This window comes from Bradyrhizobium roseum, assembly GCF_030413175.1.
Lineage (GTDB): Bacteria > Pseudomonadota > Alphaproteobacteria > Rhizobiales > Xanthobacteraceae > Bradyrhizobium > Bradyrhizobium roseum.
Map to the genome: position 1 here is coordinate 6,464,209 of NZ_CP129212.1, position 12,780 is coordinate 6,476,988.

Annotated in this window: 9 protein-coding genes and 1 tRNA gene; 8 read left to right on the forward strand and 2 right to left on the reverse strand. The window is 64.4% G+C overall.

Features of this window, described 5'->3' with window-relative positions:
- Window positions 1-142 precede the first annotated feature (142 nt).
- From QUH67_RS30655 to QUH67_RS30665, 3 genes are all read left to right on the forward strand, one after another.
- A complete protein-coding gene (locus tag QUH67_RS30655) occupies window positions 143-1,852 on the forward strand; it encodes an FAD-dependent oxidoreductase (protein ID WP_300943246.1) in 1,710 nt (569 codons plus the stop codon).
- A gap of 59 nt (window positions 1,853-1,911) precedes the next feature.
- Complete coding sequence (locus QUH67_RS30660; protein ID WP_300943248.1) at window positions 1,912-2,382, forward strand: hypothetical protein; 471 nt, start codon at window positions 1,912-1,914, stop codon at window positions 2,380-2,382.
- A gap of 189 nt (window positions 2,383-2,571) precedes the next feature.
- A complete protein-coding gene (locus tag QUH67_RS30665; RefSeq protein WP_300943250.1) occupies window positions 2,572-3,846 on the forward strand; it encodes a DUF2130 domain-containing protein in 1,275 nt (424 codons plus the stop codon).
- 134 nt (window positions 3,847-3,980) lie between these two features.
- Here QUH67_RS30665 and QUH67_RS30670 read toward each other — a convergent pair whose 3' ends face one another.
- The gene (locus tag QUH67_RS30670) at window positions 3,981-4,973 is read right to left on the reverse strand and encodes a Bug family tripartite tricarboxylate transporter substrate binding protein (RefSeq protein WP_300943252.1); all 993 of its coding nucleotides are present in this window, start codon (window positions 4,971-4,973) and stop codon (window positions 3,981-3,983) included.
- A 216-nt stretch (window positions 4,974-5,189) separates the two neighbouring features.
- On the opposite strand from QUH67_RS30670, the gene QUH67_RS30675 reads away from it, so the two are divergent.
- From QUH67_RS30675 to QUH67_RS30695, 5 genes are all read left to right on the forward strand, one after another.
- On the forward strand, window positions 5,190-5,948 hold the full coding sequence (locus tag QUH67_RS30675) for an IclR family transcriptional regulator (protein ID WP_300943254.1): 759 nt from the start codon (window positions 5,190-5,192) through the stop codon (window positions 5,946-5,948).
- Window positions 5,949-6,051: 103 nt separating this feature from the next.
- Window positions 6,052-7,647: an FAD-dependent monooxygenase gene (locus QUH67_RS30680; protein ID WP_300943256.1), complete on the forward strand. Its 1,596-nt coding sequence runs from the start codon at window positions 6,052-6,054 to the stop codon at window positions 7,645-7,647.
- A gap of 73 nt (window positions 7,648-7,720) precedes the next feature.
- On the forward strand, window positions 7,721-9,454 hold the full coding sequence (locus QUH67_RS30685; RefSeq protein WP_300943258.1) for a thiamine pyrophosphate-requiring protein: 1,734 nt from the start codon (window positions 7,721-7,723) through the stop codon (window positions 9,452-9,454).
- A 65-nt stretch (window positions 9,455-9,519) separates the two neighbouring features.
- The gene (locus QUH67_RS30690) at window positions 9,520-10,491 is read left to right on the forward strand and encodes a Bug family tripartite tricarboxylate transporter substrate binding protein (protein ID WP_300943260.1); all 972 of its coding nucleotides are present in this window, start codon (window positions 9,520-9,522) and stop codon (window positions 10,489-10,491) included.
- A 14-nt stretch (window positions 10,492-10,505) separates the two neighbouring features.
- Window positions 10,506-12,155: an FAD-dependent oxidoreductase gene (locus tag QUH67_RS30695; protein ID WP_300943262.1), complete on the forward strand. Its 1,650-nt coding sequence runs from the start codon at window positions 10,506-10,508 to the stop codon at window positions 12,153-12,155.
- Window positions 12,156-12,604: 449 nt separating this feature from the next.
- Here the strand turns inward: QUH67_RS30695 and QUH67_RS30700 are convergent.
- Window positions 12,605-12,679 (reverse strand) — tRNA-Val (locus QUH67_RS30700).
- Window positions 12,680-12,780 lie beyond the last annotated feature (101 nt).

Genomic DNA, 12,780 nt, shown 5'->3' on the forward strand with positions numbered 1-12,780 from the left:
ATTGCACTGCTCGAGAAAAAGGGGCATCGCCAAACGCGATGCCCCTTCTGTTTTGAGGGCCGGCAGGTAGCCCGGCGATTGACAGCCCATTCGATCCCCATCCAAATGCTCCTCCAAAAACAGGCAGGCAGGGGCGGATCGCGTGGCGGGCAGCGAGCAAGAAACCTACGAATGCGACGTGCTGGTGGTGGGCTCGGGCTGCGCCGGCATGTCGGCGGCGGTCACCGCGGGTCATCACGGGCTCAACGTCCTCATCGCCGAGAAGGAGCCGCGTTTCGGTGGCACCACCGCGCGCTCCGGCGGCTGGCTGTGGATTCCCGGCACCTCGCTGGCCAAGGCCTGGGGCATCGAGGAAAGCCCCGACCAGGCGAAAACCTATCTGCGCCACGAGGCCGGCAACAGCTTTGACGCCGCGCGTGTCGATGCGTTTCTGACCGAAGGACCAAAGGCCGTCGATTTCTTCACCACCAAGACGGCGCTGCGGTTCGACATGCCGCTGACGTTTCCGGACTACCACGCCGAAGCTCCGGGCGGCGCGCAGGGCGGGCGCTCGATGGTGACGCGGCCGTTCGACGCGCACGAACTCGGCCCGCACATCAAGGATATCGGCAGTCCCCTGCCCGAGCTCACCGTGTTCGGCATGATGCTGGGCTCCGGCAAGGAAATCATCCATTTCATGCGCGCGACGAAATCGCTGGCTTCGGCATTCTACGTCGCCAGGCGGCTGTCGCGGCACGCGCTCGACGTGATGCGCCACGGTCGCGGCATGACGCTGACCAACGGCAACGCGCTCGCCGGGCGGCTGGCCAAATCAGCGTTCGACCTGAAGATACCGCTGTGGCTGTCGTCGCCGGTGCACGAACTGGTCGTCGAAAACGGTGCGGTGCGCGGCGCCCACATCGAACGTCATGGCAAGCTGATCCGTGTCAACGCAAAACGCGGCGTGGTGCTCGCCTGCGGCGGCTTTCCGCATGATGTGGCGCGGCGCAAGGCGATGTTTCCGCACGCGGGAGACGGCACCGCGCATTTTTCGCCCGGCCCGGTCGGCAACACCGGCGACGGGCTGCGGCTCGCGGAAACCGCCGGCGGACGGATCGAGGACACGCTGCCGAACGCCGCGGCGTGGGTGCCGGTGTCGATCACCGAGCGCAAGGACGGCAGCAAGGGCGTGATGCCGCATTTCATCGACCGCGCCAAACCCGGAATCATCGCCGTGATGCGCGACGGCCGGCGTTTTGCCAACGAAGGCAACTCATACCATGACTTCGTGCAGGCGATGGTGAAGGCAGCAAAGCCCGGCGAGGAGATCACCGCGTTTCTACTCTGCGATCATCGTGCCTTGCGAAAATACGGGCTCGGCTGCGTGCCACCGTTTCCGATGCCGCTCGGCCATCACCTCAAGACCGGCTATCTCAAGCGCGGCACGACGCTCGCTGAACTCGCTGATCGCACCGGCATCGACCGGCAAGGGCTCGAGGCGACGGTGACGGAATTCAACGCGATGGCCGAGGAAGGCCGAGATCCTTATTTCGGCAAGGGTTCGCGCGCCTATAACCGCTACCAGGGCGACGCGCTGCACGGCCCGAACCCCTGCATCGCGCCGATCAAGGACGGGCCGTTCTACGCGATCAAGATGGTGATCGGCGATCTCGGCACCTATGCCGGCATCAAGACCGACGAACACGCCCGCGCACTCGACCAACACGGCCAGCCGATCGCTGGCCTTTATGCCGCCGGCAACGACATGGCCAGCATCATGGGCGGCAACTATCCCGGCGCCGGCATCACGCTCGGGCCGGCGCTGACGTTTGGATATATCGCGGGGAAGCATCTCAGCGCCACTGCGCCCTAGAAAAGCTGGAACGAACGTCCATCGTTTCGATTGTCCCGAATCGAACCGGAGATCGATCCATGCGTGCGCCGTGCCTGTCTGCTGCTGTCATCCTGTTGGGCTTCGTTCCGCAACTCGCCCTCGCCGACGACACCGAATGGCGGCGCTACACGATCCCCAGCACCGGGACCAGCGTCGATATGCCGGTTTCGATCTTCACCAGCGATGCCGGTGCGCCCGACGGCGGAACGGGGCGAAAGTTTTTCACCGAGGACCGCCGCGCCGATTTGACCGTGCAGTCCGTTGCCAATCCATCAAACGTTTCACCCGCGGCCTTCCTCGCCAAGATGCAGCCGCCCGCCGGCATCATCTACAAGCGGGTGACGTCCGACTTCTTCGTGGTGTCCAGCATCCGCAACGACCGGATCTGGTACAATCGCTGCAACCGCGGCAACGGCCGCATGAACTGCGTGATGATCAATTATCCCGCCGCCGAAAAACGCCGGTGGGACTCCGTGGTGACGCGAATCAGCAAAACATTGAAGGGCTGACCAGCCTCCGATTCGTCCCAACAAGAACGGAAAAGAGCCTGCAAGTTCTGCGCGGCACCGTACGAACGCGGTTCCGCGCGCGCCTGGCCTGCATTTGCCGGGGACAAACGACCGTTAATGCTTCTGGATGCTTAAGCGGACTCCACAGCGGCGGTACAAGGGAGCGCCGCCAATCCGAGGACCGCGCCCGTGACCGACCCCCAAATCGTCTGCCCGAATTGCAGCACCTCGATCAAGCTGACCGAATCCCTCGCCGCCCCGCTGGTGGCGGAGACCAGGCGGCGGTTCGAGCGACAGCTTGCGGACAAGGAGGCGCAGTTCGGCCAGCGCGAAGCGAAGCTCAGGCAGGCCGAGCAGGAGCTTGCAAAGTCCCGGGAAGCCATCGACGAGCGCGTGGCGACACAGCTGAAAGCCGAGCGTTCCAAGATCGCCGAAGCGGAGGCCAAGCGGGCCCGTCTGGCGATGGCCGACGAACTCGGAGAACGCGACCAGCGGCTGGCGGAGATGCAGCAGATTCTCGCCGCCAACAGCGAGAAGCTCGCCTCGGCGCAGAAGGCCCAGGCGGATATACTCCGCAAGGAGCGCGAGCTCGACGACGCGCGGCGCGAAGTCGACCTCACGATCGAGAAGAAGGTGCAGGAGTCGCTCATCGCCGTCCGCGACAAGGCACGGCTCGACGCCGAGGAAGCGCTTCGCGGCAAGGTAACCGAAAAGGAAATGCAGATCGCGGGCATGCAGCGGCAGATCGACGATCTGCGCCGCAAGGCCGAACAGGCCAGCCAGCAATTGCAGGGCGAAGTGCTCGAAATCGAACTCGAGGGCATTTTGCGCAGCCGCTTTCCGCGCGATTTGATCGAGCCGGTTCCAAAGGGCGCGTTCGGCGGCGACGTGCTGCATCGCGTGTCCGGTCCCACCGGCCAGAGCTGCGGCACCATCCTGTGGGAATCCAAGCGGACCAAGAACTGGAGCGACGGCTGGCTTGCCAAGCTGCGCGGCGACCAGCGTGCCGCCAAGGCCGAGGTCGCCCTCGTCATTTCAGAAGCCCTGCCGAAAGAGGTGGAAACCTTCGACCTGATCGACGGCGTCTGGGTCGCCCACCCGCGCTTTGCGGTGCCGCTCGCGATCGTGCTGCGGCAATGGCTGATCGATCTCGCCGGCAGCCGCCTCGCGCGGGAAGGCCAGCAAGACAAGATGGAGCTGATGTACCTGTACCTGACGGGACCGCGCTTCCGGCAGCGTATCGACGCCATCGTCGAGAAATTCACCGATATGCAGAACGACCTGGATCGCGAGCGCAAGATGATGATGCGGCTCTGGTCGAAGCGGGAGGAGCAGCTGCGCGGCGTCCTCGACTCCACCGCCGGTCTCTACGGCGACCTGCAGGGCATCGCCGGACGCGCCATGCAGGACATCGAGAGCCTCGATGTGCTGATGATCGAGGCCACGGGCGAGGCGGCGGAATAGTCGACTGACGACTCGCGCATGGTTCGAGACGGCGCTGCGCGCCTCCTCACCATGACGTCGTGGTTTTCCGTCGCCCGCATCTGGACGGATCGAACCAGGAAGAACAGTCCGGGCCTGTCCTGCTGTGGTCCGCCCTACTCCGCCCTAATCTGCGCATCCTTGACCACCTTGGCCCAGCGCGGGCGATCTTTCGCGATCAAATCCGCCAGACGCTGCGGCGGACCGCCTTGCGCGATCAGGCCCTGCTTGCCGAGCAGCGCGCGAACGTTCGGCTCGGCGAGGATCTCGTTGAACGTCGTGTTGTAGCGATCGACGATTTCTTTCGGTGTGTTGGCCGGCGCGAGGACGCCGTACCACAGATCGACATCGAAGTCGGTGACGCCGAGTTCGGCGAGCGTCAGCACATCCGGCGCCTGCGGCGCCCGCTGCTGGCTCCCGACGGCGAGGATGCGGATCTGTCCGGCCTCCACCAGTGGAAGCGCGGTGTGGACCGGCAAGAACATCGCCGACACGTGGCCACCCGCGAGATCCTTCACCGCGCCGGCCGAACCCGAATACGGGATATGCGTGAGATTGATCCGTGCCGTGAGCTTGAACAACTCCATGGCGAGATGCTGCGGCGTGCCGCGGCCGGGAGAGGCGTAGTTGATCTCGCCCGGCTTGCTGCGGGCGAGCGCAAGCAACTCCGCAAGCGTGCTGACGCCGAGCGAGGGGTGAACGACGAGCGCGAGCGCACCGGTCGCGATCTCGGCGATCGGCACGAAATCCTTCTCCGGATCGTAGGGCACCGTCGCATAGAGGCTCGCATTCATCACGAACGTATTGACGGTGACCAGCAGGTTCTGGCCGTCGGGCGCCGCGCGCGCTGCCGCCTGCGTGCCGATATTGCCGCTGGCGCCCGGCTTGTTCTCGACGATGACGGGATGATTCCAGCGCTGCCGCAATTCCTCGCTCAGGAGGCGCGCGAGCAGGTCGGGGCCGGTGCCCGGCGAAAAGGGGACGTTGAGCCGGATCGGCTGCTGTGACTGTGCCCGGACCTGCCCGGACAACATCGGGACAAAGGCCGCGGCGAGAATCCCCAGCACCCTGCGGCGCGCATGCATGCCGCTTGCGGAATCGATCGCCACGTTTTTCTCCTATGTTTTTTACCCGCGAGCTCTCTGGCAGCAGGCCTTCTTAAAATCTCTATATATGAGATTTTGATGTATTATGCGTCGATCGCGTAGCAGTTCAAGGTTGATTCTGTCGCACCAGGAAAAGTATCTGCCATCTGCTCATCGGGGCCAGCGCGCCAAAGGGCAAGCGAAATCAGACCATGCGGCGTGAGGCATGAAGCCGAAGACATGAAACCGAAGAACAGCCTGGAACGGGTGCTTGCCGTCCTCGAAGTGTTTTCCGAGGAACGGCTGGAATGGACGCCGGAGGATCTGATGCGCGAGCTCGGCTACAGCCGGCCGACGCTCTACCGCTATTTGAAGATCCTCAAGGACGCCGGCTTCCTGATGTCGACCCGCAACGCCGGCGTCACGCTGGGGCCGAAGGTCGTCGAGATGGATTATCTGACGCGCCGCTCCGATCCGCTGGTGCTGCGCGGCGCGCCCTTTCTGAAGCAGTTGACGGCCGACCATTCCTGCACCGCGATGGTGCTGCGCTGGTACGGCAACAAGATTCTCTGCGTGGCGTCTGAATCCTCCACGAAAAACCCGATCAGTTCCTATCCGCGCGGCCGGCCGATGCCGCTCGGCCGCGGCGCGATCGCGCGCTCGATCCTGGCGCAATTGCCGCGACCGCGCCTGATGCCGCTGATCGAACGCAATCTCGCCGACCTGCGCGCCGTCGGTCTCGGCGACACCGCCGAGGACGTGCTGAAGAGCCTGCGGAAGGTTCGCAAGGCGGGCTTCTGCGTCGCCTATGGCGAGGTCACGCCAGGCGCCGTCGGCATCGCCGCGCCCGTCGTCGACGATCGCGATTATCCTGTTGCCAGCGTCTGCGTCACCATTGCCGGCAATCTGGTGACGGGCGCGCAGATCGATCAGATCGGCACTGACGTGCGGCGTGTGGCGTCGCAGATTTCGACCGATCCGTTGAATGGCAAACCATAAGCAAAATCTCACATTACGAGATTTTTCTTGACTATAGGCGAAACCTGTTCTCATTTTCCCTGCCCGCGCGCCAATCAGCCAATCGCAAGAAGCCAAGATGAACATGCCCGCCGAAACAGCCACGCAGGTCGTCATTGTCGGAGGCGGGCCTGTCGGCCTCGGTCTGGCGATCGACCTCGGGCAGCGCGGCATCAACTGCGTTCTGGTCGAGCGCTACGTTAGTCCGCAGCCGATCCCGAAGGGTCAGAACCTGACCCAGCGCACGCTCGAACATTTTTACTTCTGGGGCGCGGAGGCGGAGCTTCGGGCGGCGCGGACGATTCCACCCGACTACGGCATCGGCGGCATGACGTCCTACGGCACGCTGCTCAGCGGCTACCGCTATGACTGGCTGCAGCGCGAACTGGTGCGGCCCTATTACTTCGCTGACAACGAGCGACTGCCGCAATACGCCACTGAGGCCGTGCTGCGACAGCGCCTGAGCCAATTGCCGAACGTCGAAACCGTTTATGGCTGGAGCGCTTCCGGCATCGCGCAGGACGCCGCTGGCGCGCAGGTGACGATATCTGAGCGCAACAGCGACCGGCGGCGCACGCTGCGGGCGGACTATGTGATCGGCTGCGACGGCAGCCGCTCGCTGGTGCGCGAGGCGGCCGGCATCACCCAGACCCTGACCGACCATGATCGGCTGATGGTGCTGCTGGTGTTCCGCTCGACCGGGCTGCACAGACTGCTGGAGCGCTTTCCCAACAAATCGTTCTACAATGTGCTGCATCCGGACCTGAAGGGCTACTGGAAGTTCTTCGGCCGCGTCGATCTCGGCACCAGCTGGTTCTTCCACGCGCCGGTGCCGCTCGGCACCACCAAGGACAATTTCGATTTTCGCAGGCTGCTGCATGAAGCCGTCGGCGAGGAATTCGACGTTGAATTCGAGCATATCGGGTTCTGGGAACTGCGCGTCGCGATCGCCGATCAATATCGTATCGGCCGCGTCTTCATCGCCGGCGATGCCGCACATAGTCATCCGCCCTATGGCGGATATGGCATCAACACCGGCCTCGAAGACGTCGCTAATCTCGGCTGGAAACTCACGGCAGCGCTGCAGGGCTGGGCTGGACCGCGTCTTCTGGATAGCTATGGCGAGGAACGCCGGCCGGTGTTCGCGTCGACCGCGCAGGATTTCATCGAGAAGGCCATCGACAGCGACCGCAAATTTTTAGCCGCATTCGATCCCGCGACCGACAAGGCTGCCTTCGAGGCCGAGTGGCAGGCGCGCTCGTCCGGCGCGCGCTCGGAGGTGAACTCGTTCGAGCCGAATTACGAGGGCTCCTCGATCGTCGCGGGCCCGCCCGGCGCCGCCTGCAGCGCGATCGGATCGCATCAATTCGTGGCACGCGCCGGTCATCATCTGGCGCCGCGCCAGCTTGGGTCGGGTCGCAACGTCTTCGAGGAACTGGGCGACGGATTCACGCTGCTCGATCTCGGCGCGGCGGAAGCCGCTACCGCCTCGATCGGGCGTGCCGCGGAGGCCAGCGGCGTGCCGTTGAAGCTCGTCAGGGACGACAGCGCAGAAGCGCGGGAATTCTATGAGGCGGCGCTCGTACTGGTGCGTCCCGATCAGTTCGTCGCCTGGGATTCGGACGGCGATGTCACCGACGCGGAGCGCATCATTCGCCGCGTCGTGGGCGGCCATCCCTGACAGAATACGCCAGCGCCGTCGTCGAACAAGAACAGGCCCAAAGGCCGGCAAGAAAACACAAGGAGAAAGGCCCGTGAGCCGCCGCAGTGCCGCGCATTATTTCCTCGAAGGTCTGGTCGACCTCGGCGTCGACTATATCTTCGCCAATCTCGGCACCGATCATGTCTCGCTGATCGAGGAGATCGCGCGCTGGGATCGCGAGGGCCGCAAGCATCCGGAAGTCATCCTCTGCCCGCACGAGATCGTCGCCGTCCACATGGCCGGTGGCTATGCGCTGGCGACCGGCAAGGGACAAGCGGTGTTCGTGCATGTCGACGCCGGCACGGCGAACGCCTGCATGGCGATCCAGAACCTGTTTCGCTATCGGCTACCGGTCATGCTGTTCGCCGGGCGTGCGCCCTTCACGCTGCACGGCGAACTGACGGGATCGCGCGATACCTATGTGCACTTCGTGCAGGACCCCTTCGACATCGCCAGCATCGTGCGCCCGTATGTGAAATGGGAATACTCCCTGCCCTCCGGCGTCGTCGTGAAGGAAGCGCTCGCCCGCGCCGGCGCCTTCATGCACAGCGATCCGCCCGGACCGGTCTACATGATGCTGCCGCGCGAGACGCTGGCGGAAGAATGGGACGAGGCCCAGATGCCTTCCTACAATCCTGCGCGCTATGGCGGCGTCGCGGCGGGTGGCATCGATCCCGCCCGGGTCGAAGCCATCGCCACGCGCCTGATGGCGGCGGAAAACCCGATCGCACTGACGGCCTACCTCGGACGCAACACGGAGGCGGTCGCGGTGCTGGAGCGCCTGGCGCTGGCCTGCGGTATCCGGATCGCAGAGTTCAACTCGATCGATCTCAACGTTTCGCAGGATTCACCCTGCTTCGCCGGTTTCGATCCGATGCCGCTGCTGGAACATGCCGACGTCGGATTACTGCTCGACACCGACGTGCCCTTTGTGCCGCAATACGCCAAGCGCATCGAGGCCATCGACTGGATCCAGATCGACATCGATCCGCTGAAATCGGATTTTCCGATGTGGGGTTTTCCGACCGACATCAGGGTGCAGGCCGATTGTGCGACGGTCCTGCGCCAGGTGCTGGAAGTGATCGCGGCACGCGCCGATAACGGCTATCGCAAGCGCGTCATCGACCGCATTGCCGGCTGGAGCGGTACGCGCGAGGCCGCTGACAAGCGGCGTGCCGCTGCTGCCGCCAACAAGGGCACGCCGGGCGCAATCGGCGCGCCCTATCTGTTTGCGACCCTGAACCGCGCGCTGTCGCAGGACGATATCGTCGTCAACGAGGCGATCCGCAATGCGCCGCTGGTGCAGGAGCATATCCGCCGCACGCAGCCGGGCAGCTATGTCGGCCTCGCCGGCGGCGGGCTCGGCTTTTCCGGCGGCATGGCGCTCGGGTTGAAGCTGGCGCAGCCGGAGCGGCGCATCGTGCAGATCATCGGCGACGGCGGCTTTCATTTCTCCTCGCCGGATTCGGTGTTCGCCGTCGCCCAGCAGTATCAAATTCCGATTTTCACGGTCGTGCTCGACAATGGCGGCTGGCAGGCGGTGAAATCGTCGGTGCAGCGGGTCTATCCGAAGGGCGTCGCAGCCGAGACCAATTCCTTTCAATCGCAGTTGCGTTCGGGCCGGCAAGGCGAGCGGCGGAGCTTTTCCGACATCGGCCGCGCGTTCGGCGCACATGCGGAATTCGTCCGCGAGCCGGATGAACTCGCGGCCGCCACCGCGCGCTGCCTCGCCGCGGTCGATGGCGGGATCGCCGCGGTCCTGCATGTTCAGATTACGCCGCTGTAGCGGTCAACGTTTTTTGGTCGCGTGCCGCCAAGAGCACGGGCGAAATAACTACTCAGGAGGAAACCATGAAGACATTCTACCGCGTGGCCGTCGCCGCCCTCTGTTCGGGCCTGCCCGGCTACACGCCGGCTCTCGCCCAGGCGCAATATCCTGACCGGCCCATTCGCATCGTTGTCGGTTTCACGCCCGGTGGCGGCAACGACATCATCGCGCGCGTGTTCGGGCAAAAACTGTCGGAAAGCCTCGGCCAACCGGTCATCATCGAGAACAAGCCCGGCGCCGGCGCGATCCTCGCCACCGAATATGTCGCGCGGTCCGCGCCCGACGGCTACACGCTGCTGGTCGGCGCCAGCGGCGCCATGGTGATCAATCCGGCCGTCTATGAGAAACTGAATTACGACACGATGCGGGACTTCAAGCCGGTGTCCGAACTCGGATCGTTTCCGCTGATCCTGATCGTCAACGCGAAATCGCCGCTCAAGTCGCTGGCCGATCTCGTCGCCTACGCCAAGGCCAATCCCGACAAGGCGAATTACTCGAGTTCGTCTGCCGCCTTCCAGCTCGCGACCGAGCTGTTCAAGCAGAAGACCGGCGTGCCGATGCAGATGATCCCCTACAAGGGCGCCAACGATTCCGTGACCGCCGTCATCTCGGGCGAAGTCACCGCGACCATCGCCGATGCAGGACCTGTGACCAGCCAGGTCAACGGCGGAATGGCCCGCGCGCTCGCCGTGGCCGCGCCGGCGCGGGCCGAGAGTTTGCCCGACGTGCCGACGATGAAGGAAGCCGGCGCCGACGTCGAAGCCGTGTTGTGGAGCGGCATCTTCGTGCCGGCGGCGACGCCACCCGAAATCGTCGGCAAGCTGGAGGCCGAATTCGTCCGCATCGCGCGGCTGCCCGACGTGGTCTCCCGCCTCAAGCTGCTCAATATCGATTCGGTCGGCAATTCCTCGGCGGAATTTTCGCGGATCATCGCGGCCGATCTCGAGCGCTGGAAGGCGGTCGCGCGCGCCGGCAACATCAAGATCGCCCAGTAGGACAGGTAAGCTTCATGACGGATCGGGTTGAGACGCAGGTTCTTGTCGTTGGCGGCGGTCCGGTCGGACTGACGCTGGCGATGGATCTGGCGCGGCGGGGAATCCGGACGGTCGTAGCCGAACTGCGGCACAAGGGCGAGCCGCCGAGCGTGAAATGCAACCACGTCTCGGCGCGCTCCATGGAAATTTTTCGGCGTCTCGGCGTCGCCAAGGCGATCCGGGACGCCGGCCTGCCGGCCGACTACCCCAACGACGTTTCGTATCGGGTCAGCTTCACCGGCAAGGAGCTGTCGCGCATCCCGATTCCGTGCCGGCGCGACCGCTACACGGCGACCGGCGGTCCGGACACCTGGTGGCCGACCGCCGAGCCGCCGCACCGGATCAACCAGATCTATCTCGAACCGACGCTGTCCGCCCACGCCGAGACGATCCCCGGCCTCACGCTGCTCCATCGTGTCGAGATCACCGGCTTTGAGCAAACGCCCGACGGCGTCACCGCGCAAGGTACCCGGCTCGACAACAACCAGCCGATCACGATCCGCGCCGACTTCCTCGTCGGCTGCGACGGCGGACGCTCGGCCGTTCGCCGGGCGATCGGCGCCACGCTGGCCGGCACCGCGGAAGTTCAGCGCGTGCAATCAACCTATATCCGCGCGCCCTCGCTGCTTGCGAGGAGCGACCTGAAACCGTCCTGGGCCACGTTCTCGCTCAACCCCGTCCGCTCCGGCAACGTCTATGCGATCGACGGCCGCGAGACCTGGCTGGTGCATAATTACCTGAAGCCCGACGAGCACGAATTCGACTCGGTGGACCGCGACTGGGCGCTGCGAAAGATCCTCGGTGTCGGCGACGATTTTTCATACGAGATCCTGCGCAAGGAGGACTGGATCGGCCGCCGGCTGGTCGCCGACAAGTTTCGCGAAGGCCGCGTGTTCATTTGTGGCGACGCCGCCCATCTGTGGGTGCCGATGGCGGGCTATGGCATGAATGCCGGCATTGCGGACGCGACCAATCTGGCGTGGCTGCTGGCCGCGCATCTGTCGGGCTGGGCGCCCGCCGAAATCCTCGATGCGCATGAAGCCGAGCGCCTGCCCATCACCGAGCAGGTATCGATGTTTGCGATGAACCACGCGCTGTCGCTGTCGCGCCAGCGAAGCGAAGTCCCCCACAATATCGATGCCGACGACGAGGCCGGCACGCAGGCGCGGATGGCGCTGGGCAAACAGGCCTATGATCTGAACGTTCAGCAGTACTGCTGCGGCGGGCTGAACTTCGGCTACTACTATGACAAGTCGCCAATCATCGCCTACGACGAAGCCACGCCGCCGGCTTACGGCATGGCGGACTTCACGCCATCGACGGTGCCGGGCTGCCGCGTCCCGCACATCTGGCTGGACGATGGACGCTCGCTCTATGACGCGCTGGGGCCGGATTACACGCTAATGCGCTTCGACAGCGCCATCGATGTTTCGGACTTCATGTCGGAAGCGGCGCGCGCGCGGGTGCCCATCAAGCTGCTGGATGTGACGGCGAGCGAAGGTGGCGGCGCGTACGATCGTTCGCTGGTGCTGGCGCGGCCCGATCAGCATGTTGCATGGCGGGGCAATCGAGCGCCGGAGAATTCCCGGCAACTGGTGGCATTGATTTCGGGGCGGCAAGCTTAGCTCGCCTTCGGAGGCGGACGACAAGGCGTCCAACTCCGCTCCATGGGGCTGGGGGGCTATGAAAATGGAGCGGAGCTACTCGGGACACAACTAACGCCAACGACACCAATGTGCCGCGAGTTACGGGCGCGCGAGAGGCGGAATTGTGGAGCGCGATCGAGCAAATAGGGAAAGTTGGTGTTGAGCGCGGCCTTCTTTACTAACGAATCGTTAACGCCGGTGCGCCGTCGCAAAATATCGCCTCTGCTGAGCTAGATTGCGTGGGACCAGGTTCGCAAACGCATCGAGGCGCTCGATTCGGTCGTCGCTTTAGCGAGAAAGCTTACGAACGAGCGCCGATGATGGAGCCCGCCTTCGCCAAACGGCTCCGGCGTGGCAGCCTTCGCTTGCTTCGCTACGATAGAGTTGAGGCTGGCTTGCCCAGCCGTGCTTGCGAAGCAAGCGAAGGCTGGTGGGCGCGACAGGGATCGAACCTGTGACCCCTTCCATGTCAAGGAAGTGCTCTCCCGCTGAGCTACGCGCCCTGGATCGGATGACCAAATCATCCCGCTCCAGCTTTAGATCGTATTGGGTGGCGTCCGTATATCGGCTCCAAAGCGCCCCCGCAAGGATGCTTGGACGTAAT

What these genes read in the sequence shown, in the direction of transcription:
- QUH67_RS30660 (WP_300943248.1), top strand. Translation starts at nt 1,912, where the DNA reads ATGCGTGCGCCGTGCCTGTCTGCTGCTGTCATCCTGTTGGGCTTCGTT.
- QUH67_RS30675 (WP_300943254.1), top strand. Translation starts at nt 5,190, where the DNA reads ATGAAACCGAAGAACAGCCTGGAACGGGTGCTTGCCGTCCTCGAAGTG.
- QUH67_RS30680 (WP_300943256.1), top strand. Translation starts at nt 6,052, where the DNA reads ATGCCCGCCGAAACAGCCACGCAGGTCGTCATTGTCGGAGGCGGGCCT.
- QUH67_RS30690 (WP_300943260.1), top strand. Translation starts at nt 9,520, where the DNA reads ATGAAGACATTCTACCGCGTGGCCGTCGCCGCCCTCTGTTCGGGCCTG.
- QUH67_RS30695 (WP_300943262.1), top strand. Translation starts at nt 10,506, where the DNA reads ATGACGGATCGGGTTGAGACGCAGGTTCTTGTCGTTGGCGGCGGTCCG.